The organism is Streptomyces sp. NPDC050121, assembly GCF_044460385.1.
GTDB classification, from domain to species: Bacteria; Actinomycetota; Actinomycetes; order Streptomycetales; family Streptomycetaceae; genus Streptomyces; species Streptomyces soliscabiei.
Map to the genome: position 1 here is coordinate 1 of NZ_JBITJV010000010.1, position 20171 is coordinate 20171.

The following is a 20171-nucleotide window of genomic DNA, read 5'->3' on the forward strand; positions in this document are numbered from 1 at the left end:
GCGCCCTGCTCACCGCGATCCCCACGCTGATCGTGTACTTCGTCCTCCAGCGCCAGTTCGTCAGCGGCCTGACCCTGGGCGCCAACAAGGGCTGAGCAGGCCGAGCTGCTCCGTCCCGTCGTGAAAGAGATCTCCGTGCAGCACCCCTTCACCCACGTTGCCACCGTCCCCGTGGACCCGCGGCGCGCCCGTGTCCACGAGGAGGGCTGGCAGTCCTGGAGCCCCAGCGGCGCCTACGCCCTCGACGCCGCCCCGTACCGCCCGACCAACGCCAACTGGGCGACGGTCTGCTACCGGCCGGGCGTGACCGTGCCCGCCGGGGTCTTCCAGGGGGAGGGACTGCTGGCCCTCGACCCCGGCGACGGCTCACCGGTACGCCTGTGGGCGGCACCGGACCCGACGCGCGAGGTGCCGTCCATCCGTCTGACGGCACAGGACGCGATGGCCGAGATCAGTGCCGACGGCCCGGTGAAGGAGTACACGGGCACGGGGATCCAGGCGGTACTCGCCGACTGGGCCGCCGGTCTCGGGTACCCCGCCCCCCGCCCGGCCCCCACCGTCTGGTGCTCCTGGTACGAGTACTTCACCGCCGTCACCGAGGACGACGTCCACGAGAACCTGCGCGCCATGGACACCCTCGACCTGCCCGTCGACGTCGTCCAGATCGACGACGGCTACCAGCGCGCCCTCGGCGACTGGCTCACGCTCTCCGGCCGCTTCCGCTCCCGTGCCGGCATCGCCGACGCCATCCGCGCCCGGGGCCGCCGGGCCGGCATCTGGACGGCTCCCTTCCTCGTCGACCCGAGCAGCGAACTGGCCGCCGGGCACCCCGACTGGCTGGTCGCCTCCGCCGACGGCGGCTTCGCGCACGCCGGCCACAACTGGGGCCACGACCTGCGCGTCCTGGACACCACCCACCCGGAGGCGGCGGCGTATCTGACGGACGTCTTTCGCACCCTGCGCGCCGAGGGCTACGACTACTTCAAGGTCGACTTCCTGTACGCGGGCGCCCTGGACGGCGTCCGGCACGACCGGACCGCGGACCCCCTGACGGCCTACCGCTCGGGCATCGAACTCATCCGGGCCGCGATCGGCCCGGAGTCCTACCTCCTGGGCTGCGGCGCGCCGATCCTCCCCTCCCTCGGCCTGTTCGACGCGATGCGGGTCAGCCCGGACACGGCACCGCACCGCCGCCCCGAGGCCGACGACTACAGCCAGCCCGGCCAGGACCCGGCCGAGTTCACCGGCGCCGGCCGCCAGTGGCAGCACGGCCGCCTCTGGGTCAACGACCCCGACTGCCTGATGGCCCGCCCCGCGGTGGAGACCCGCGAGCAGTGGGCGGCGCACGTCGAGGCGACGGGCGGTCTGATGGCCTCCAGCGACCGCCTGCTGTCGCTCGACGAGTGGGGCGTGTACACCACGCGCCGACTGCTGTCGGGAGGCGAGTGATGGAGCGCGCACTGAACGTCCCCGGCCTCGCCTACGGCGGCGACTACAACCCCGAGCAGTGGTCCGAGGAGGTCTGGGCCGAGGACATGCGGCTCATGGCCGAGGCCGGCGTGACCATGGTCAGCGTCAACATCTTCTCCTGGGCGCTGCTGGAGCCCGCCGAGGGCGTGTACGACTTCTCGCGCCTGGACCGCATCCTCGACATGCTCTACGCCCACGGCATCGCCGCCGACCTGGCCACCCCGACGGCCGCGCCACCGGCGTGGTTCTTCCGGGCCCACCCCGAGGCGCTGCCGGTGGACCAGGACGGCCGGGGACTGTCGTACGGCAGCCGCCAGACGTTCTGCCCGTCGAGCCCCGCCTACCGGGAGGCGGCACTGCGGATCGCCCGCGCGCTCGGCGAGCGGTACGCCGACCATCCGGCGGTCGTCATGTGGCACGTCCACAACGAATACGGCTGCCACAACGCGGAGTGCTTCTGCGACACGAGCGCGCAGGCGTTCCGCCGCTGGCTGCGAACCAGGTACGCCGATGACCTGAAGGCGCTCAACGACGCCTGGGGCACCGCCTTCTGGAGCCAGTGGTACTACGACTGGGACGAGATCATCCCGCCCCGGGCGACCGGCGCCGTCCCCAACCCCACCCACCGGCTGGACTGGCGCCGCTTCTGCAGCGACGAACTGCTGTCGCTGTGCACGGCGGAGCGGGACGAGCTGCGGGCGGCCGCCCCGTCGACGCCCGCCACTACCAACTTCATGGTGATGTACAACTTCGACGCGCTGGACTACTGGCGCTGGGCGCCGCAACTGGACATCGTCTCCAACGACCACTACCTGCGTTCCACGGACCCCGCCTCGGAGATCGACATCGCCATGAGCGGCGACCTGGTCCGCTCCCTGGCCAGTGGCCGCCCCTGGCTGCTGATGGAGCACTCGACGGGCGCGGTGAACTGGCAGCCCGTCAACAGGGCGAAGACGCCAGGGGAGTTGCGCCGCAACGCGCTCGCGCACGTCGCCCGCGGCGCCGACGGCATCGCCTACTTCCAGTGGCGGGCGGCGAAGGCGGGCGCCGAGCAGTGGCACTCGGCGATGCTGCCGCACGCGGGCACGGACAGCGTGATCTGGCAGGACGTCGTGGCGCTCGGCGCGGATCTGAAGGCGCTGGCGGAGGTGCGCGGCAGCACCGGCACGGCCGAGACGGCGATCGTCTGGGACTGGAACGCGAAGTGGGCGCTGGAACTCCCGTCCCAGCCGAGCGAGTCGATCCGGTACCTGGACCTGGTGCGCGCCTGGTACGAGCCGCTGTGGCGGGCGGGCGTCGCCGTGGACTTCGTCCGCCCGGACGCGGACCTGTCGGCGTACCGCCTGGTCCTCGCCCCGAGCCTGTACCTGGTCGACGACGCGGGCGCGGCGAACCTGACCGCGTTCACCGAGCAGGGCGGCACGCTGGCGGTCGGCTTCCACAGCGGGGCGGTGGACGAGAACTGCCATGTGCGGCTGGGCGGTTACCCGGGCGCGTTCCGCGAGACGCTCGGCGTCCGCACGGACGAACTGTTCCCGCTGCTGCCGGGCGAGACGGTCGGCCTGGACGGCGGCGGCAGGGGCTCCCTGTGGTCGGAGCGGGTACGGCCGGCCGGCGCGCAGACGGTGTCCTCGTACACGCAGGGCCCGCTGGCGGGCGTCCCGGCGATCACCCGACACGGCTACGGCACGGGCACGGCCTGGTACGTGGCGACCCTGCCCGACCCGCCGACCCTGGCGGCGCTGCTGGACCGTGTCCGGGAGGAGACGGGCGTACGGCCGGTGCTGGACGGCGGCCTGCCGACCGGCGTGGAGGCGGTCCGCCGCCGGGGGAACGACGCCGACTACCTCTTCCTCATCGACCACGGCGGGGAGGGCGCACAGGTCGGCGTCGCCGCCGGGGCGACGGAACTCCTCACCGGAAAGCCGGTGTCGCCGGACGGCTCGGTGTACGTCCCGCCGGGCGGCGTGGCGGTCGTACGGGAACCGCGCACGGCGTAGTCCCCGTGACCGAAGACATCCTCCGCATCCTCGGCCTGCGAGGCATCGTGGTCTTCGACGACGCTCGCGAGCGCATCACCTCCTGTACCGACTTGGACACCCTGGGCGTCTGGTTCGACCGGGCGCTCACGGCCGTGAACACCGACGAGCTGTTCGAGGTGGCGTAACCGGCGGCCGGCAGCCAGTCGAAAGACAGCGGGGCGCGGCACGCCCCCACCGCGTGCCGCGCCCCGTTCCCCGCTCCCCGGGTCAGGTGGCCATGTGTGGCCAAGTCATCAGGCCTTTTCGAGGCCAGGCCCTCTCGACGTCAGGCCGTCTCAGGCCCCGGCAGCGTCCCCGTCCTCGCCGCCTCGCCGTACCACCGGGCGCTCGACTTCGGGGTGCGGGCCAGCGTCGCGTAGTCCACGTACACCGCGCCGAACCGCTTCTCGTAGCCGTACGCCCACTCGAAGTTGTCCAGCAGGGACCACAGGTAGTAGCCCCGGACGTCCGCGCCGTCGGCGATGGCCCGGTGGACGGCCGAGAGGTGGCCGCGCAGGTAGGCGATGCGCTCCGGGTCGTGGACGCGGCCGTCGGGGTCGGGCTTGTCGTCGTAGGCGGCGCCGTTCTCCGTCACGTACAGCGGCAGGCCCGGGGCCTCCCGGGTGTAGCGCATGATCAGCTCGTGCAGGCCCGTCGGGTCGATCGTCCAGCCCATCTCGGTGCGGTCGCCGGGCGTCTGGTGGAAGGCGACGTCGTCGGCGGCCGGCCAGGGGGAGTGGTCGCTCGCGCCGTGGCCGTCCGTGCGCGGGCCCTTCACGGTGGCGTCCGCCGCCGAGACCAGCGTGGGCGTGTAGTAGTTCAACCCCAGCGCGTCCAGCGGCTGGTTGATGCTGCGCAGATCGCCGTCCAGGACGTACGACCAGTCCGTCAGGGACGAGGTCGCCGCCAGCAGGGTCTCCGGGTACGCGCCCCGCAGGATCGGGTCGTGGAAGACGCCGTTCGCCAGGTCGTCGATCTTCCGGACCGCCGCGAGGTCCGCCGGGTCGCCCGGGGACAGCGGACGCACCACCGACGAGTTGAGGCTGAGCGCCACCGTGTTGCGGGCCGGCATGGTCGCGCGCAGCGCCGAGGTGCCGAGGCCGTGCGCCAGGTTCAGGTGGTGGGCCGCCTTCAGCGAGGCCGCCGGGTCCGTGCGCCCCGGCGCGTGCACCCCGGAGGCATAGCCGAGGAACGCGCTGCACCACGGCTCGTTCAGCGTGATCCAGTTCTCCACGCGGTCGCCGAGCGCCTCCCCGACGATCTGCGCGTACTCCGCGAACCGGTACGCCGTGTCCCGCTCCGGCCAGCCGCCCGCGTCCTCCAACTCCTGCGGAAGGTCCCAGTGGTAGAGGGTGACGGCGGGCTTGATGCCCTTCGCCAGCAGCTCGTCCACCAGCCGGCGGTAGAAGTCCAGGCCCACCTGGACCGCGGGACCGCGCCCCGTCGGCTGGACCCGCGACCAGGAGATCGAGAAGCGGTAGGCCGTGAGGCCCAGCTCCGCCATCAGCGCCACGTCGTCGCGGTAGCGGTGGTAGTGGTCGACAGCGATGTCACCGTGCTCGCCGCCGGCCGTCTTGCCCGGCGTATGGCTGAAGGTGTCCCAGATCGAGGGCGTGCGGCCGTCCTCGCGCACCGCCCCCTCGATCTGGTACGCGGACGTCGCGGCGCCCCAGAGGAAAGCGGGAGGAAAGGTGACCGCAGTGACGGGCTCAGGCATGGAAGCGCTCCCATGAAAGGTCGTCGAGACCGACGAAGGTTGGGGGGAAGTGGTGCGAAGGGGGCCGAGACGGCGGTGACCCGGCCCCTGGGGAAGTCACGGGCGGGGGGCGTCGTACGGCGAGGCGGGCGTCGTCACCCCTTCACCGCGCCCTGCATGATGCCGCCCACGATCTGCTTGCCGAAGATCGCGAAGACCAGCAGCAGCGGCAGCGTGCCCAGCAGCGCGCCCGCCATGATCAGGGACTGGTCCGGGGTGTAGCCACGGCCCAGGCCCGCGACCGCGACCTGCACGGTCGGGTTGCCGGTCTGGCTCAGCACCAGGAACGGCCACAGGAAGTCGTTCCACGTCTGGACGAACATCAGCATGCCGAGCACCGCCATCGCGGGGCGCGCCGCGGGGAACACCACGTGCCACACCACACGCCAGCTGCTCGCGCCGTCCACCCGGGCCGCCTCGATGATCTCGTCGGGCAGCGCCTGGATGAGGTACTGCCGCATGAAGAACACCCCGAACGCGCTCACCAGCGACGGCAGGATCACCGCCTGCAGCTGATCCGTCCACTCCAGCTTGGCGACCATCATGTACAGCGGGATCACGCTCAGCTGCGGCGGCACCATCATCGTGCCGATCACGATCAGCATCAGCGCGCCCCGGCCCCGGAACCGCAGCTTGGCGAAGGCGAACCCGGCGATCGTCGACAGGAAGACGATCGTCGCCGCCGACGTGCCGGCCACGATCGTCGTGTTGACGAACGCCTTGCCCAGGTTCGCGTCGTTCCAGGCCACGTCCAGGTTGTGGAAGAGGTTGGAGCCGAACACGAACGGCGGCGGGTTCTGCGCCAGCCGGTTGTTGTCGCGGGAGGCGGCGATCGCCGTCCACACCAGCGGGAACAGCGAGCCGATGGTGAACAGGATCAGGATCGCGTACGCGATCGGGCCGCCGTGCAGCTGCCCGCCCGCCCGCGCGGACTTCGGCCGGTGCACCTTGCGGGCCGCCGGCCCGGCGTCCCCGGGTTCCACGGTCTTCGCGGTCGTTGTCGTCGTCGTCACGGCCGGTACTCCTAACTACTGGCGCGCAGCCGGCGCGAGATGACGTAGTTGACGATGCCGACCACGATCAGGATGAGGAACATCGTCCAGGCGATCGCCGAGGCCCGGCCCAGGTGCTGGTTCACCCAGCCCTGCTCGTACAGGTACAGGCCCAGCGTCTGGAACTGGTGCTCCGCGCCGCCCGACGCGCCCTTGTTGGCGTCGAACAGCAGCGGCTCGCCGAAGACCTGAGAGGCGCCGATCGTCGACACGACGACCGTGAACAGGATCGTCGGCCGCAGCGAAGGCAGCGTGACGTGCAGGAACTGCCTCCAGCGGCTCGCGCCGTCCAGCGCCGCCGACTCATAGAGGTCCTGCGGGATCGCCTGCATCGCGGCCAGATAGATCAGCGCGTTGTAGCCCGTCCACCGCCAGATGACGATCGACGACACCGCGATCTGCGACGGCCACTTGTCGTTCTGCCAGTCGATCGCGTCGATCCCGACGAAGTGCAGCGCCCAGTTGATCATGCCGTAGTCGCGCCCGAAGAGCAGCACGAAGACGAGCGAGGCGGCCGCGATCGACGTCGCGTACGGCGCGAGCATCGCGACCCGGTAGAAGGTCGAGGCCCGCAGCCTGTAGTTGAGGATGTGGGCCAGGCCCATGGCCATCAGCAGCTGCGGAACGGTGGAGATGATCCCGATCGTCAGGGTGTTCTTCGCCGCGTTCCAGAAGAAGTCGTCGTCGAAGATGCGCGTGTAGTTGCGCATCCCCACCCACGTCATGTCGGTGGGCGCGGTCAGCTCCACCTGGTGCAGCGAGGCCCAGCCGGTGTAGAGCAGCGGAAACAGGCCGAACGCGAGGAAGAGCAGGAAGAACGGCGAGACGAACGCGTACGGGCTCCAGCGGATGTCCCGCTGCCAGCGGCGGGAGAGCCGGGTCCGGCGCCGCTGTTCCGCCTCCGTGAGGACGGCGGGCGGGCGGCCCGGGGCCGCGCCCCCCTCCTTCACGGGGGGCGCGGCGGTGTCGTGGCGGGTGGCCATACGGGTCACTTGTCCAGGTTGTTGTCGATGGTCTTGGTCGCCGCGTCCCAGGCGTCCGCCGCCGACTTGCCCTTCGTCACCAGGATGACGCCGTTGTCGCTCAGACCCTGCATGATGATCTGGTCCTTCGGGCCGATCACCTGGACCGGGGCGGCCTTGGCGGCCTCGGCGAAGATCGTGCCGATGTTCTGCTCACCGGTCATCTGGTTCTTCGCGCCGGTGACTTCGGGCATCGTGTACGTGCTCGGCGCGCTCGGGAAGTTGCCCTGCACCTTGAACAGCTTCGCCTGCTGCTCGGGCGCGGTCAGCCAGGCGGCCAGCTTCTCGGCCTCCTTCACGTGCTTGCCGCTGGAGGGCACGCCCAGGAAGGCGCCGCCCCAGTTGCCGGACTTCGGCGCCACCGCGACGGCCCACTTGCCGGACGATTCGGGCTTCGACTTGCCCTTGATCGTGCCGAGCATCCACGGCGGGCAGGCGATGGTGGCGAACTTGCTGTTGGCGATCGTCGTGTCCCAGGTCTGCTGGAACTGCGTCTGGGGCTGGACCAGGCCCGCCTCGGCGGCCTTGGCGGTCAGGTTGAAGCCGGCTTTGACGGCGGGGTTCGACTTGTAGATGATCTCGCCGGAGGAGTCGTAGAACTTCTCCTTCTCACTGCTGAGGACCGCGTTGAGCAGCCCGCCGGGGGAGTCCATGAAGTACGTGCCCGAGGGCGCCTTCTTCTTGTACTGCTCGCCGACCGAGATGAACTTGTTCCAGTCACCCGCCCACAGTGCGCCGACCGCCTTGGGGTCGGTGGGCAGACCGGCCTGCTTGAAGAGGTCCGTGCGGTAGCAGAGGGCCATCGGACCGACGTCGGTGCCGAGGCCGATCGTCTTGTTGTCCTTGGCCGTGGCCTGCGCCCACTTCCATTCCAGCCAGTTGCTCTTGCTCACCCCCGAGACCTTGGACATGTCCTGGAACTTGCCCGCCTGGGTCGCGACGACCTCGGCGATGTTGGCCACTTCGATGGCCTGGACGTCCATCAGACCGCTGTTGGTGGTCAGGTGGTTGACGAGCGCGGGGTAGTAGTTCTCGTTCCGCTCGACGACGTTCTCGGCGATCTTGATGTTCGGGTTGAGCTTCTCGTACTCGGCGTAGAGTCCGGCTTCCTTGTAGCCGAAGGTGCCGAAAAGGCCGAGCGTGATCGTGGTCTTGCCCTTGCCGCCGCCCGACGACGCGCCGTCCGAGGCGTTGTCGTCGCCGCTGTCGTCGGCACAGCCGGCCAGCAGACCGGCGCCCAGTGTCGCGACGGTCGCGAGGACTACCGCCCGGCGGGCGGTTCGGGTACGTGCTCGCATTGCGTCCTCCTGTTGCCCTGACGTGCCGACCCCCCGGCCAACTGCATTGTTGGGCCCGTTAGTTACTCGCTGCGGCTCGGGCGGGGAACGTGCGGGATGTGTATGTGTCAGGTACCGTGGGAGCGCTCCCACAGGTGATGTGTTGAAGAGTCGTCGGTTCGGGCGGGGGTGTCAAGGGCGGGGGCCCGGAGAGATGCGTTCAGTTATCGGCCCGTTAGCTAACTCGCCCGGACAGCGCTTTCTCGCCAGGGGAGGCCGAGTTGGGCCCGTCACGCGCGCGGCGCCGACGGCTCGCGCGGTGGTTCCGGGGCGCGCGCCGCCCGGCGACGGCGGCCCGACCGGGCCGGATCGGACAGGACTGTTAGATTCCAGGCCAGCGCGAACAACGGCGGGAAGGCGGAGCCCATGGCAAGCCACGGAACGCGGGGGCGGAGCGGTGGCCGGCCGACCCTCGAAGAGGTGGCCGCACGTGCCGGCGTCGGCCGCGGCACGGTCTCCCGGGTGATCAACGGCTCGCCCCGGGTCAGCGACGCGACCCGCGCGGCGGTGGAGGCGGCGGTCGCCGAGCTCGGCTATGTCCCGAACACCGCGGCCCGCGCCCTCGCCGCCAACCGCACGGACGCGATCGCGTTGGTGGTCCCCGAACCGGAGACCCGTTTCTTCGCGGAACCGTACTTCTCGGACATGCTGCGCGGTGTCGGCGCGGAGCTCTCGGAGACCGAGATGCAGCTGCTGCTGATCTTCGCGGGTAGCGACCGCGAACGCCGCCGGCTGGCCCAGTATCTGGCGGCGCACCGGGTGGACGGCGTCCTGCTGGTCTCGGTCCACGCCGACGACCCCCTGCCCGATCTGCTCGCCCAGCTGGAGATCCCGGCGGTGATCAGCGGCCCGCGCTCGGCCGGGGAGACGCTTCCCTCGGTGGACTCCGACAACTACGGCGGCGCCCGCTCGGCGGTCGAGCATCTGCTGGCCCGCGGCCGCACCCGTATCGCCCACATCACCGGCCGCCTCGATGTCTACGGCGCCCAGCGGCGCGTCGACGGCTATCGCGACGCCCTGCGCGACGCGGGGTACGAGGTGGACGAGGGTCTCATCGCCCCGGGCGACTTCACCGAGGAGGGCGGCCACCGCGCGATGCGTGAACTCCTCGCCCGCACCCCCGCCCCCGACGCGGTCTTCGCCGGCTCCGACGTCATGGCGGCCGGCGCCCGCCAGGCCCTGCGCGAGGCGGGCGTGCGCATCCCGGAGGACGTCGCCCTGGTCGGCTACGACGACTCGGCCATCGCCCGCCACATGGACCCGCCGCTGACCAGCGTCCGCCAGCCCATCGAGGAGATGGGCCGCAGAATGCTGGACCTGCTGCTGACCGAGATCGCGGACCGCCGCCCGGCGGTGTCCCGGGGCCTGGAACGCCGACAGGTGGTGCTGGCCACGGAGTTGGTGGGACGGGCCTCGTCCTGAGGCAGTCCGGGCGGGAGCATCGCCAGGGCGGTCGGGAGCCCCGGCGCCGGACGGTGTGGGTCACTGCCGCAAACGCGACCGCCACCGGATCTCGCCGTCGTGTTCCTCGCCCGTCGGCGACAGTCCCGCCGCCGCGGCGACGGCGGCCGAGGCGTGGTGGTCCGGGTGGATGTGCGCGATGACCGTGTGCACGCCCTGCTCGCGCAGCCACCCCACGAGCCCTCGCGCCGCCTCCGAGGCGAGGCCGCGGCCCTGCCAGGGGACGCCGGTGACCCAGGCGATCTCGGCGGTGCGGCCCCGGTCCGTGACCGTCGCCTGGACGGTGCCGGTCAGGCGGCCGGCGTCGCGCAGGCGCAGGACCCAGTTGCACCAGGAGACGGCCGGGTCGGGGGAGCCGGCGACAAGACGTCCGTAGCGGGTGTGCAGGGCTTCGGGGGTGCTGGGGGCGCCGCCGATGAAGGTGTGCAGGGCGGGATCGGCCAGCACGGTCGCCATCTCCGCCGCGTGGTCCACACGCAGGGGGAGCAGGTCGAGACGGGCGGTGCCGATCGGTTCGGCGTGGACTGCCGGCCCCATGAACGAACGCTCCCGTTCTCGGAAACACATCAGCCGGTGACCTCCCTTGCGGGAAGTCACCGGCTGATGACTCAGGGTGAGTGACGGGACTCGAACCCGCGGCATCCTGGACCACAACCAGGTGCTCTACCAGCTGAGCTACACCCACCACGTCCGGCAGTTGGACTTTGTGGTCTCCCTACCGGCCGAGAAAAAGTGTACAGGGTCCGAAGGGGTGCTCGCGCACGGCTTTTCCGGGCGCCTCCCGCGGCCCGCTACTCGGCGCGCAGGACGTGCTTCGCGGCGATGGCCTTGGCCGTGTCGGAGTCCGGCCCGGGCTGCGGTACGAAGACGGCCTCGCGGTAGTAGCGCAGTTCCGCGATGGACTCGCGGATGTCGGCGAGCGCGCGGTGGTTGCCGTTCTTCTCCGGGCTGTTGAAGTACGCCCGCGGGTACCAGCGCCGGGCGAGTTCCTTGATGGAGGAGACGTCCACGATGCGGTAGTGGAGGTAGTTCTCCAGGGCCGCCATGTCCCGCGCCAGGAAACCGCGGTCGGTGCCGACGGAGTTGCCGCACAGGGGCGCCTTGCCGGGCTCCTTCACGTGCTTGCGCACATACGCCAGCACCTGCGCCTCGGCCTCCGCGAGCGTCGTCCCGCCGGCCAGCTCGTCGAGCAGCCCGGACGAGGTGTGCATCGCGCGCACCACCTCCGGCATCGTCTCCAGTGCCTTGGCCGGCGGGCGGATGACGATGTCCACACCGTCGCCGAGGATGTTCAGCTCGGAGTCGGTGACGAGGGCGGCAACCTCGATGAGAGCGTCGTCCGACAGCGAGAGGCCGGTCATCTCGCAGTCGATCCACACCATGCGATCGTTCATGCGACCACCCTAAAGCTGACGTCGAGTTTTGGGACGCCCCGCGTTTGTGTGGGCCTTGTCCGGGAGTGCACGTCCGCGAGGGCCGCGTCGAACGCCGGACGGGTCGAGTCGGTCCACCCGTCCGGCGTCACGAGGTACTCAGCTACCGCTGCGCTGCCCCGGCAGACTCGCCCGCGACGTCGCGTACGCCTCGCGCGCGTGCTCGGACGGCAGGGACGCCGACGAGCCCACCGCGCCGGCCGCCGCGGTCGCCGTGCGCCGGATCTGCGGTGGGACCGGCCCCGGCCCCTCCGGGTGCAGGGACGGCGGCGGTGGCGGCGACGACGGCTCGCTGTCCGCCGTGCGTTCGCCCTGCGGCCTGCGCGCCCGGTACGCCGCCCGGTACGCCGCCGGGGACGAACCCAGCTGGCGCCGGAAGTGGCCGCGCAGGGCCACCGGCGAGCGGAAGCCGCAGCGGCCCGCGACCTCGTCCACCGAGTAGTCCGACGTCTCCAGCAGACGCTGCGCCTGCAGCACCCGCTGGGTGATCAGCCACTGCAGTGGCGCACTTCCGGTCAGCGACCGGAAGCGGCGGTCGAAGGTGCGGCGGCTCATATAGGCGCGTGCCGCCAGCGTCTCCACGTCGAACTGCTCGTGGAGGTGTTCCAGCGCCCAGGCGACGACCTCGGCGAGCGGGTCGGCGCCGATCTCCTCCGGTAAAGACCGGTCGAGATAGCGCTCCTGGCCGCCGGACCGTCGCGGTGGGACGACGAGACGCCGGGCCAGCGCGCCCGCCGCCTCGTTGCCGTGATCCGTCCGCACGATGTGCAGACAGAGATCGATTCCGGCCGCGGTGCCCGCCGACGTCAGGACGTCGCCGTCGTCCACGAAGAGTTCTCGTGGATCGACGTGCACCGACGGGTAGCGCTTGGCCAGCGTCGGTGCGTACATCCAGTGGGTCGTCGCCGGGCGGCCGTCGAGCAGGCCTGCGGCGGCCAGCACGAACGCGCCGGTGCACAGGCCCACGATGCGGGCGCCCTCTTCGTGTGCCCGGCGCAGCGCGTCGAGCGCCTCCTCCGGCGGCGGCGAGGTGATCGAACGCCAGGCCGGCACGACGACCGTGCCCGCCCGCGAGATCGCCTCCAGGCCGTGTGGCGCGGTGAGTTCCAGGCCCCCTGTGGTCCGCAGCGGGCCTTCTTCGCCGCCGCACACCAACAAGCGGTAGCGCGGCACGCCGGCGTCCTGGCGGTCAATCCCGAACACCGACAACGGAATGGAACTCTCGAAGATGGGGCCGCCGCTGAACAGCAGCACCGCGACGATCTCCTTGCGGCGTCGCCCGGACAGTTTCCGGGCCGCGGCTTCCGGCGCGGCAGTGGAGTCGTGGCTCATCCTGCTAAGCCCCCCTCGGTGGTCGCGGCTCCTCGGTTGTGTCGCTCCTGCACGTTTCCCCTCGGTCCTGCACGAGTCCCCCGCCGTAGACAGTCAAGATCGAATCTACTGTGTCGCATGATGCCGGCGTGGCCAGTTCACCACCCGGCAGATTGTCGACATGGCAACTTGGCGTGAAGCATTCGATCACGAAGCGTTGCACTAGTGGGCCGTGCAGGGAAGTGCGCCTCGGTGCGGTGGCCAATCCACGTAGGGTGCGCAGGGCCCCGGAGGCCCTTTCCGTGCAGGTGGAACGGGGGGTGGGGGGTGGTTACGGCAAGGAATGCACAGGGTCGGGAAGTTGGCTGAAAAGAAGCGGGTCCGTGCGCGAAAACCGGTCAACCGACCGGTGAGTTTCCCCCAGAGTGACGACCGCCACGATGTGACCCTGTTCCGGTGCGCTGATGGCGCCCCCGGTGGTGCGCCTGCGGCGCGCGCTCGTCGTCGAGCAAGCGGGCCGCGCACCGCTCGGACCGGCGCAGCAGCACCCGGCAGACCGCCGTGACGGCGGCCAGGCCGAGGGCCGTGCCGGCGGCGCCGGCCAGCGAGGTGCCGTACCAGAGGAGGACCACCGGGACCAGGACACAGCTGAAAGCCGCCCAGCGCATCAGATCGGTCGTCCGGTCGTCGCGGGGGGCGGTGTCGCGGGCGGCGGGGGACGTGGGCACGGGGCGGGCTCCTTCCTGGGGCGACGGTGCGGCGGGCGGCGGGGCGGTGCGGGGGGTGGCGGTGCAAGGGGTTCAACGCCCGTTCGGGCGGTCGGTCACTGTCGGGGGTCGGTTCCGCGTAAATGAATCCTGCGCAAACCGCCTGTACGGGGCAGCAACCATTGCGTTACGGGCGTCCGCTCGTGCATGCTCCCTGGAACCCCCGCCGGGGGCGTGCGGGAACTGGGCCCAGGAGGCGTGCCGCCGTACCCTTGGGGGTATGGGGTTGGGAAGACAATTCCCGGACAGCTCCGCCGCTCACCGCCGTCCCACCCGTATAAGGATCGATACGCCGAGACAGCCATGGCCGGTCACGAATTCTTCGAACCCGCGGACCGCAAGCGGCCCGTCGCCGACCCTACGGCGGCCGAGCCCCTGGCGGCGGAAGACGTACGCCACACCTGCGATCCCGCCTTCAAGCACGGTGTGGTCGTCGGCTTCGACGGCTCCACGTCCAGTGAGCGTGCGCTCGCGTACGCCATCGGCATGGCCCATCGCTCAGGCTCGGGCCTGATCATCGTCCATGTCGCCAACCGGCTGCCCACCACGGTGTGGGCCGGCTGCGAGCCGCCCGTCTTCGTCGATGTGCCGGACCACCGCACCGAGGTGCTCGGTCTGGAGCTCGCGTGCGCGGACTACCTCGCCGAGGTGCCCTGGATCCTGGTCGAGCGCGGCGGCGACATCTGCCACGAACTCGAAGAGGTGGGGCGGGAGTACGAGGCCGACGCGATCGTCGTGGGCTCGACCCACGGCATCGTCGGGCGCATCTTCGGCTCCGTCGCGGGGCGGCTCGCCAAGCGGGCGAAGCGGCCCGTCATCGTCATTCCCTGACACGCCGTTCTCCCGGGCGGGACGAGATCCGGGCACCTGGCCCTGCTGCCGTCCACTCCCCTTGTGCGCAGCGTAATACTACCGACGCGTAGAGGTGTTTGTGCCCTTGTGAAGGGCATATATCGCTCACACACCTGCACATGCGTGAAGCATGAAGCGTGAAGGGAGCTTGCCGTGGACAACGACGTCTCTGCGGGAAGCAGCATCACCACCATCGCCGGCCGACTGGCCCTCGGCGTCACCCTGTTGGCCTTCGGCCTCGGGTACACCGACCTCATCGACGGCGTGACGGCTGCGGACGCCGTATCCATCGCCCACTACGTCGGCGGCGTCGCACTGTTCGTCGCCGGCCTGTTCGCCCTCCGGGACCGCGACACGGCCACCGGAACCGCCTACACCGTCCTCGGCGCCTTCTGGTTCACCTGGGCGGTCTCCGCCGGGACCCAGGTCTCCGACAATGCCGCGGGGCTCTTCCTGGTCCTGTTCGCCCTCGTGGCGCTCTCCCTGACCGTCGCGGGCGGCGACCAACTGACCCAGGGCACCTACGGGTTGTTCCTCGTCGGGCTCGTCCTGCTCGCCGTCGCCCGGTTCGCCGACAGTTCCTCCCTCGGCAAGGTCGGCGGCTGGTTCGCCGTCGCGGCGGGGGCGGTCGCCTGGTACGCGGCGACGGCGGCGCTGGCGCACTGGCCTACGGCGTTTTCGCGACGGGCTGCCCGCCCGGGGGTGACGGCCACGGGCTGAGCGGCAGCCGAGGCCGGGGAGTTGGGCTGCCCCGGCGAATGGAGCGGACCCCCCGTGAATGGTGGCATCACGGGGGGTCCGTTCCGTTTCGCCAGCCTCTGCGGGCCGGTGGGGTTGTTCGCGCCCACGCGGCGGAGCCGCACATCGATACAGCCCCGCGCCCCTGAAAGCTAAAAGCCTCTACTCGACCGTCACTGATTTTGCGAGGTTGCGGGGCTTGTCGATGTCCCTGCCGAGGGCCTTGGCCGTGTAGTAGGCGAGGAGTTGGAGGGGGATGCCCATGAGGATCGGGTCGAGTTCGTCCTCGTTCTTCGGGACGACGATCGTCTGGTCGGCCTTCTCCTGGCACTCGTGGGCCACGGCGAGGATCCTGCCGCTGCGGGCCTTGATCTCCTCCAGGGCCGCGCGGTTCTTCTCCAGCAGGTCGTCGTTCGGGACGATCGCGACGGTGGGCAGGGCGGGCTCGATGAGGGCCAGCGGGCCGTGCTTGAGCTCGGAGGCCGGGTAGGCCTCGGCGTGGATGTACGAGACCTCCTTCAGCTTCAGCGAGGCCTCACGGGCGACGGGGTAGCCCCGGACGCGGCCGATGAAGAGCATCGAGCGGGCCTCGGCGAACTCCTCGGCCAGCTTCTTGATCTCCTCCTCGTAGGAGAGGATCTCGGCGATCTGGCCGGGCAGCTTGCGCAGTCCCTCGATGATGCGCTTGCCGTCGCGCACGGAGAGGTCGCGGGTGCGGCCGAGGTGCAGCGCGAGCAGCGCGAAGGCCACCGTGGTGTTGGTGAAGCACTTGGTGGACACGACGCAGACCTCGGGGCCGGCGTGCACGTAGACGCCGCCGTCGGCCTCGCGGGCGATCGCCGAGCCGACGACGTTGACGACGCCGAGCACCCGGGCGCCCTTGCGCTTGAGCTCCTGGACGGCCGCCAGCACGTCGTAGGTCTCACCGGACTGGGAGACGGCGATGTACAGGGTGTCGGGGTCGACGACCGCGTTGCGGTAGCGGAACTCGGAGGCGGGCTCGGCGTCCGCGGGGATGCGGGCCAGCTCCTCGATCATCTGGGCGCCGATCATGCCCGCGTGGTACGAGGTGCCGCAGCCGAGGATCTTCACGCGCCGGATCTGGCGCGCCTCGCGGGCGTCCAGGTTGAGGCCGCCGAGGTGCACGGTGGAGAAGCGGTCGTCGATGCGGCCGCGCAGCACGCGGTCCACGGCGTCGGCCTGCTCGTGGATCTCCTTGTGCATGTAGGTGTCGTGGCCGCCCATGTCGTAGGAGGCGGCCTCCCACTCGACGGTGGTGGGCTCGGCGGTGGTGCGGGTGCCCTCCGTCGTGTAGGTGCGGAAGTCGTCGGCCTTGAGGGTGGCCATCTCGCCGTCGTCGAGCGTGACTATCTGGCGGGTGTGGGCGACCAGCGCGGCGATGTCCGAGGCGACGAACATCTCCTTCTCGCCGATGCCGAGGACGACCGGCGAGCCGTTGCGGGCGACGACGATGCGGTCGTTGAAGTCGGCGTGCATGACGGCGATGCCGTAGGTGCCCTCGACGACGCGCAGCGCCTCGCGGACCTTGTCCTCGAGCTTGTCGGCCTGGGCGCGGGCGATGAGGTGGACGAGGACCTCGGTGTCCGTCTCGGAGAGGAACTCGACGCCGTCCGCCTCAAGCTTCTTGCGCAGGTCGGAGGCGTTGTCGATGATGCCGTTGTGGACGACGGCGACCTTGAGGTCGGCCGACATGTGCGGGTGGGCGTTCACGTCGGAGGGGGCGCCGTGGGTGGCCCAGCGGGTGTGGGCGATGCCGGTCGTGCCCTTGAAACGCGCCGGGACCTTGGCCTCCAGGTCACGGACCCGGCCCTTGGCCTTGACCATCTTCAGGCCGGCCGTCTTCGGGGCGGTGACGACTATGCCCGCGGAGTCGTACCCGCGGTACTCCAGGCGCTGCAGGCCCTCCAGGAGCAGGGGAGCGACGTCACGCTTCCCGATGTATCCGACGATTCCGCACATATACAGGTATCCCCAAGCTTCGGTTCAGCCGTAGACGATGCGCCGCAGTTGCCTGAGCGTGAGCTCGGGCGGGGCCACCGCACGGTATTTCAGGTCCGCCTCGATCCGTTCGAAGATCTCCGTGTTCACCAGGCCCTGGGCCTGGAGCTCGCGGTGGCGGCGACGGACGTAGTTCTCGGTCGTCTCGTCAAAGTAGGCGAGCACGTCCTGGATCACCCGCAGTGCCTCGCCCCGCTGGAGGGGCGTGGAGCGCGTCAGGTGATCAACAAGTTCGTCGTGCACCCGTAGATCCTGAGGGACGCGAGCCGGTTTCGCAAGAAACGTGCCCGATTTCGGGCAGGTCCCTGATGGGGAGACTTGGGGGAACGTTGAATGTGTTATGAGCCCCTGTTCGCGATCCGTCCATTTGGCGTCTTGCGGCCCGTCGCTCGAGGCCACGAGTTTCAGACGTCATGGACACTCCTCGCATGGGCGTACCCGAGCAGCTCGCCGACCGTATGAGCATGGCCGAGCAGCACGAGTACCTGCGCGCCAAGTTCTCCCGGCGCACGATGATCAGAGGCGGCGCAGTCACGCTCGGCGCCGTCACCGGTGGCGCGTTCGTGACCGGCGCCACAGCCCAGGCCGCCGTTCCCACGCAGCCCCTCACGCACACCGAGTCCGTCGACGGCGCCCTCGTCGCGCCCTTCGGCCGCCACCTCGCCTACGGCAACGACCCGCGCACCGAGATCACCGTCTCGTGGCAGGTCCCGGTCGCGGTGAAGAAGCCCTTCATCCGCATCGGCGCCCACCCCTGGGACCTCTCCCGCAAGATCGAGGCCGAGGTGCGCACCCTGTTCACCCCGGCGGGCGTGGGCGTGAGCGGCAACCACACCCAGTACTACGTGCACGCCAAGCTCACCTGCCTCAAGCCCGGCAAGACGTACTACTACGGCGTCGGCCACGCCGGCTTCGACCCGGCCGAGCCGCACCTGCTGGGCACCCTCGGCACGTTCACCACCGCCCCCGCCCACAAGGCGCCGTTCACCTTCACCGCCTTCGGCGACCAGGGCGTCAGCTACCACGCGCTGGCCAACGACAGCCTGATCCTCGGCCAGAACCCGTCCTTCCACCTGCACGCCGGCGACATCGGCTACGGCGACCCGGCCGGCCAGGGCAAGACCTCCGACACGGTCTTCGACTCGCGCACCTGGGACCAGTTCCTCGCCCAGACCGAGTCCGTCGCCAAGTCCGTGCCGTGGATGGTGTCGTACGGCAACCACGACATGGAGGCCTGGTACTCGCCCAACGGCTACGGCGGCGAGGACGCCCGCTGGAGCCTGCCCGACAACGGCCCGGACGCCAAGAACCTCCCGGGCGTCTACTCCTTCGTCTACGGCAACACGGCGATCATCTCGCTGGACCCCAACGACGTCTCCTTCGAGATCCCGGCCAACCTCGGCATCTCCGGCGGCACCCAGACCAAGTGGTTCGAGGCGCAGCTGAAGAAGTTCCGCGCCGCCAAGGACATCGACTTCATCGTCGTGTTCTTCCACCACTGCGCGTACTGCACCTCCACCGCGCACGCCTCGGAGGGGGGCGTGCGCCAGGAGTGGGTGCCGCTGTTCGACAAGTACCAGGTGGACCTGGTCATCAACGGCCACAACCACCAGTACGAGCGCACCGATGTCATCAAGGGCAACACGGTCACCAAGAAGCTGCCGATCGGCGGCACGGCCTACTCCGAGACCGAGGGCGTCGTCTACGTCACGGCGGGCGCGGCGGGCCGCAGCCTGTACGCCTTCACCGCCCCGGACTCCTACGAGGGCCACGAGCACGAGGTCGACTCCGTGGCCTCCTTCGTCAACCTCAAGGACGGCAAGCAGAACGAGACCGTCACCTGGTCGCGCGTCCGCTACCTGAACTACTCGTTCCTGCGCGTGGACGTCACCCCCGCGCCGAAGGGCCACTACACGACCCTGAAGGTCCAGGGCATAGCCGAGACGGGCGACCGGATCGACCACTTCACGGTGGCCCGCAAGGCCAAGTAACCGTATGCGTGCGTGCGCCCGGAAGGCGGGGCGCACACCCCACGCCGGCAGGCGGTCCTCACCCGCGCTACATGCGCTTGAGGACCGCCTGTTTGGCCATCGTGAACTCCTCGTCCGTCAGGACGCCATCGCGGTGCAGTTCGCCGAGCTCGCGCAGCCGGCGCAGCAGCGCGTCGTGGTCGCTGCCCGGCAGCGGGTCCGGCTCGGGCCGCTGCGCCGGTACGGCGTCCTCGGGGGCGGCGGCCGGGTGCGGCAGCCGGGCCTGCACCGCGGCCGCGACCAGCGCCATCAACGGGTCCTTCTTGAAGCCCCACAACTGCACCGCGTTGGCGTCGTACTGCGGCGGTGCCGTCGTGACCGCGCCGCGCACCCGGAACCGCAGGAAGCCGCTGTCCAGACCGCCCGCGGGATGCCACTCGACGCCCACGATGTCCTCGACGGCGAGGGTGCGGGCGCCCGCCGAGGACTTGGCCTCCTCCGTCTTCCAGTTCCACTCCAGGCGCACCTGCTCGCCGTCGAAGCTCGCCGTGCCGTCCCCGGCGGAGGCCGACAGGGGCACGGCCGGCCCCGGCAGCAGATACCGGTCCACCGGCCCGGCCGGGACCCGGTCAAGGAGCAGCGCGCTGCGCACCTCGTCCACGACGTACTCGGCGACGCCGTACCGGTCGGACTCGACGATGAGCTGGTAGGGGTCGTGCGGCTCGGCCAGCCGTCCGCCGGTCGCCTGCAGCAGCGGGTCCGCGCCGTCGCGCAGCCGCAGCCTCAGCCGCCCGGTCTTCTTGCCCTGCTCGAACGAGATTCCCGCCAACGCGCCCAGGGGGACGACGAGTTCACCCAGTTCCCGGCGGAGCAGACCGACGTATCTGTCGCGCCCCGGGGTCAGCCGCAGGGCGTCGCCGTCGAAGACCCAGGTGCCGTCCTTCTGGATGATTTCCGCCATG

18 protein-coding genes, 1 tRNA gene and 1 pseudogene are annotated in these 20171 nt (G+C 70.5%); 8 read left to right on the forward strand and 12 right to left on the reverse strand.

Going from position 1 to position 20171, the window contains the following annotated elements:
* The 4 genes and pseudogenes from ACIBTS_RS17040 to ACIBTS_RS17055 all read left to right on the forward strand — a co-directional run.
* Positions 1–95: pseudogene (locus ACIBTS_RS17040) on the forward strand (carbohydrate ABC transporter permease); the annotation flags it as partial.
* A 40-nt stretch (positions 96–135) separates the two neighbouring features.
* Positions 136–1449, forward strand: a complete 1314-nt coding sequence (locus tag ACIBTS_RS17045) for a glycoside hydrolase family 36 protein (protein ID WP_399320491.1) — start codon at positions 136–138, stop codon at positions 1447–1449.
* A complete protein-coding gene (locus tag ACIBTS_RS17050; RefSeq protein ID WP_399320139.1) occupies positions 1449–3470 on the forward strand; it encodes a beta-galactosidase in 2022 nt (673 codons plus the stop codon). Before ACIBTS_RS17045 ends, ACIBTS_RS17050 begins: the two co-directional genes overlap by 1 nt.
* 5 nt (positions 3471–3475) lie before the next feature.
* Positions 3476–3637, forward strand: coding sequence for a hypothetical protein (locus tag ACIBTS_RS17055; RefSeq protein ID WP_399320140.1), 162 nt, complete (start codon positions 3476–3478; stop codon positions 3635–3637).
* Between the two features lie 140 nt (positions 3638–3777).
* Here ACIBTS_RS17055 and ACIBTS_RS17060 read toward each other — a convergent pair whose 3' ends face one another.
* The 4 genes from ACIBTS_RS17060 to ACIBTS_RS17075 form a co-directional block, all read right to left on the reverse strand.
* Positions 3778–5208 (reverse strand): GH1 family beta-glucosidase, encoded by a 1431-nt coding sequence (locus tag ACIBTS_RS17060; protein ID WP_399320141.1) that lies wholly within the window; start codon positions 5206–5208, stop codon positions 3778–3780.
* Positions 5209–5342: 134 nt separating this feature from the next.
* Complete coding sequence (locus ACIBTS_RS17065) at positions 5343–6260, reverse strand: carbohydrate ABC transporter permease (RefSeq protein ID WP_399320143.1); 918 nt, start codon at positions 6258–6260, stop codon at positions 5343–5345.
* An 11-nt stretch (positions 6261–6271) separates the two neighbouring features.
* Positions 6272–7282 carry a carbohydrate ABC transporter permease gene (locus ACIBTS_RS17070; RefSeq protein WP_399320492.1) on the reverse strand — a complete coding sequence of 337 codons (1011 nt, stop codon included), beginning with the start codon at positions 7280–7282 and terminating at the stop codon, positions 6272–6274.
* Positions 7283–7287: 5 nt separating this feature from the next.
* Positions 7288–8619 (reverse strand): extracellular solute-binding protein, encoded by a 1332-nt coding sequence (locus tag ACIBTS_RS17075; protein WP_319675762.1) that lies wholly within the window; start codon positions 8617–8619, stop codon positions 7288–7290.
* 405 nt (positions 8620–9024) lie between these two features.
* Here ACIBTS_RS17075 and ACIBTS_RS17080 point away from each other — a divergent pair, with 405 nt between their 5' ends.
* A complete protein-coding gene (locus ACIBTS_RS17080; RefSeq protein ID WP_399320145.1) occupies positions 9025–10080 on the forward strand; it encodes a LacI family DNA-binding transcriptional regulator in 1056 nt (351 codons plus the stop codon).
* A gap of 60 nt (positions 10081–10140) precedes the next feature.
* Here ACIBTS_RS17080 and ACIBTS_RS17085 read toward each other — a convergent pair whose 3' ends face one another.
* The 5 genes from ACIBTS_RS17085 to ACIBTS_RS17105 form a co-directional block, all read right to left on the reverse strand.
* The gene (locus ACIBTS_RS17085; RefSeq protein ID WP_399320146.1) at positions 10141–10656 is read right to left on the reverse strand and encodes a GNAT family N-acetyltransferase; all 516 of its coding nucleotides are present in this window, start codon (positions 10654–10656) and stop codon (positions 10141–10143) included.
* A 75-nt stretch (positions 10657–10731) separates the two neighbouring features.
* A tRNA-His gene (locus ACIBTS_RS17090) sits at positions 10732–10804 on the reverse strand.
* Positions 10805–10910: 106 nt separating this feature from the next.
* Positions 10911–11513 (reverse strand): oligoribonuclease, encoded by a 603-nt coding sequence (orn, locus tag ACIBTS_RS17095; protein WP_319675759.1) that lies wholly within the window; start codon positions 11511–11513, stop codon positions 10911–10913.
* Positions 11514–11651: 138 nt separating this feature from the next.
* Positions 11652–12884 carry a helix-turn-helix domain-containing protein gene (locus tag ACIBTS_RS17100; protein ID WP_399320148.1) on the reverse strand — a complete coding sequence of 411 codons (1233 nt, stop codon included), beginning with the start codon at positions 12882–12884 and terminating at the stop codon, positions 11652–11654.
* 377 nt (positions 12885–13261) lie between these two features.
* Positions 13262–13531 carry a hypothetical protein gene (locus ACIBTS_RS17105; RefSeq protein ID WP_079665041.1) on the reverse strand — a complete coding sequence of 90 codons (270 nt, stop codon included), beginning with the start codon at positions 13529–13531 and terminating at the stop codon, positions 13262–13264.
* Between the two features lie 402 nt (positions 13532–13933).
* Here ACIBTS_RS17105 and ACIBTS_RS17110 point away from each other — a divergent pair, with 402 nt between their 5' ends.
* Both ACIBTS_RS17110 and ACIBTS_RS17115 read left to right on the forward strand, forming a co-directional pair.
* On the forward strand, positions 13934–14461 hold the full coding sequence (locus tag ACIBTS_RS17110) for a universal stress protein (protein ID WP_319673324.1): 528 nt from the start codon (positions 13934–13936) through the stop codon (positions 14459–14461).
* A 174-nt stretch (positions 14462–14635) separates the two neighbouring features.
* Positions 14636–15202 carry a GPR1/FUN34/YaaH family transporter gene (locus ACIBTS_RS17115; protein WP_399320150.1) on the forward strand — a complete coding sequence of 189 codons (567 nt, stop codon included), beginning with the start codon at positions 14636–14638 and terminating at the stop codon, positions 15200–15202.
* A gap of 180 nt (positions 15203–15382) precedes the next feature.
* On the opposite strand, the gene glmS is transcribed toward ACIBTS_RS17115, so the two are convergent.
* Both glmS and ACIBTS_RS17125 read right to left on the reverse strand, forming a co-directional pair.
* Positions 15383–17200: a glutamine--fructose-6-phosphate transaminase (isomerizing) gene (gene glmS, locus ACIBTS_RS17120; RefSeq protein WP_319673326.1), complete on the reverse strand. Its 1818-nt coding sequence runs from the start codon at positions 17198–17200 to the stop codon at positions 15383–15385.
* Between the two features lie 24 nt (positions 17201–17224).
* On the reverse strand, positions 17225–17482 hold the full coding sequence (locus tag ACIBTS_RS17125; RefSeq protein WP_319673327.1) for a hypothetical protein: 258 nt from the start codon (positions 17480–17482) through the stop codon (positions 17225–17227).
* A gap of 185 nt (positions 17483–17667) precedes the next feature.
* Here ACIBTS_RS17125 and ACIBTS_RS17130 point away from each other — a divergent pair, with 185 nt between their 5' ends.
* The gene (locus ACIBTS_RS17130) at positions 17668–19230 is read left to right on the forward strand and encodes a purple acid phosphatase family protein (protein ID WP_399320152.1); all 1563 of its coding nucleotides are present in this window, start codon (positions 17668–17670) and stop codon (positions 19228–19230) included.
* A gap of 67 nt (positions 19231–19297) precedes the next feature.
* Here ACIBTS_RS17130 and ACIBTS_RS17135 read toward each other — a convergent pair whose 3' ends face one another.
* The gene (locus ACIBTS_RS17135; RefSeq protein ID WP_399320154.1) at positions 19298–20170 is read right to left on the reverse strand and encodes a DUF4429 domain-containing protein; all 873 of its coding nucleotides are present in this window, start codon (positions 20168–20170) and stop codon (positions 19298–19300) included.
* Between the last annotated feature and the right edge of the window lies 1 nt (position 20171).

Coding starts and splice junctions, on each gene's coding strand:
- ACIBTS_RS17080 (WP_399320145.1), top strand. CDS start 9,025: ATGGCAAGCCACGGAACGCGGGGGCGGAGCGGTGGCCGGCCGACCCTC.
- ACIBTS_RS17100 (WP_399320148.1), bottom strand. CDS start 12,884: ATGAGCCACGACTCCACTGCCGCGCCGGAAGCCGCGGCCCGGAAACTG.
- orn (WP_319675759.1), bottom strand. CDS start 11,513: ATGAACGATCGCATGGTGTGGATCGACTGCGAGATGACCGGCCTCTCG.
- ACIBTS_RS17105 (WP_079665041.1), bottom strand. CDS start 13,531: ATGCGCTGGGCGGCTTTCAGCTGTGTCCTGGTCCCGGTGGTCCTCCTC.
- glmS (WP_319673326.1), bottom strand. CDS start 17,200: ATGTGCGGAATCGTCGGATACATCGGGAAGCGTGACGTCGCTCCCCTG.
- ACIBTS_RS17135 (WP_399320154.1), bottom strand. CDS start 20,170: ATGGCGGAAATCATCCAGAAGGACGGCACCTGGGTCTTCGACGGCGAC.
- ACIBTS_RS17050 (WP_399320139.1), top strand. CDS start 1,449: ATGGAGCGCGCACTGAACGTCCCCGGCCTCGCCTACGGCGGCGACTAC.
- ACIBTS_RS17075 (WP_319675762.1), bottom strand. CDS start 8,619: ATGCGAGCACGTACCCGAACCGCCCGCCGGGCGGTAGTCCTCGCGACC.
- ACIBTS_RS17070 (WP_399320492.1), bottom strand. CDS start 7,282: ATGGCCACCCGCCACGACACCGCCGCGCCCCCCGTGAAGGAGGGGGGC.
- ACIBTS_RS17085 (WP_399320146.1), bottom strand. CDS start 10,656: ATGGGGCCGGCAGTCCACGCCGAACCGATCGGCACCGCCCGTCTCGAC.
- ACIBTS_RS17130 (WP_399320152.1), top strand. CDS start 17,668: ATGGGCGTACCCGAGCAGCTCGCCGACCGTATGAGCATGGCCGAGCAG.
- ACIBTS_RS17060 (WP_399320141.1), bottom strand. CDS start 5,208: ATGCCTGAGCCCGTCACTGCGGTCACCTTTCCTCCCGCTTTCCTCTGG.
- ACIBTS_RS17110 (WP_319673324.1), top strand. CDS start 13,934: ATGGCCGGTCACGAATTCTTCGAACCCGCGGACCGCAAGCGGCCCGTC.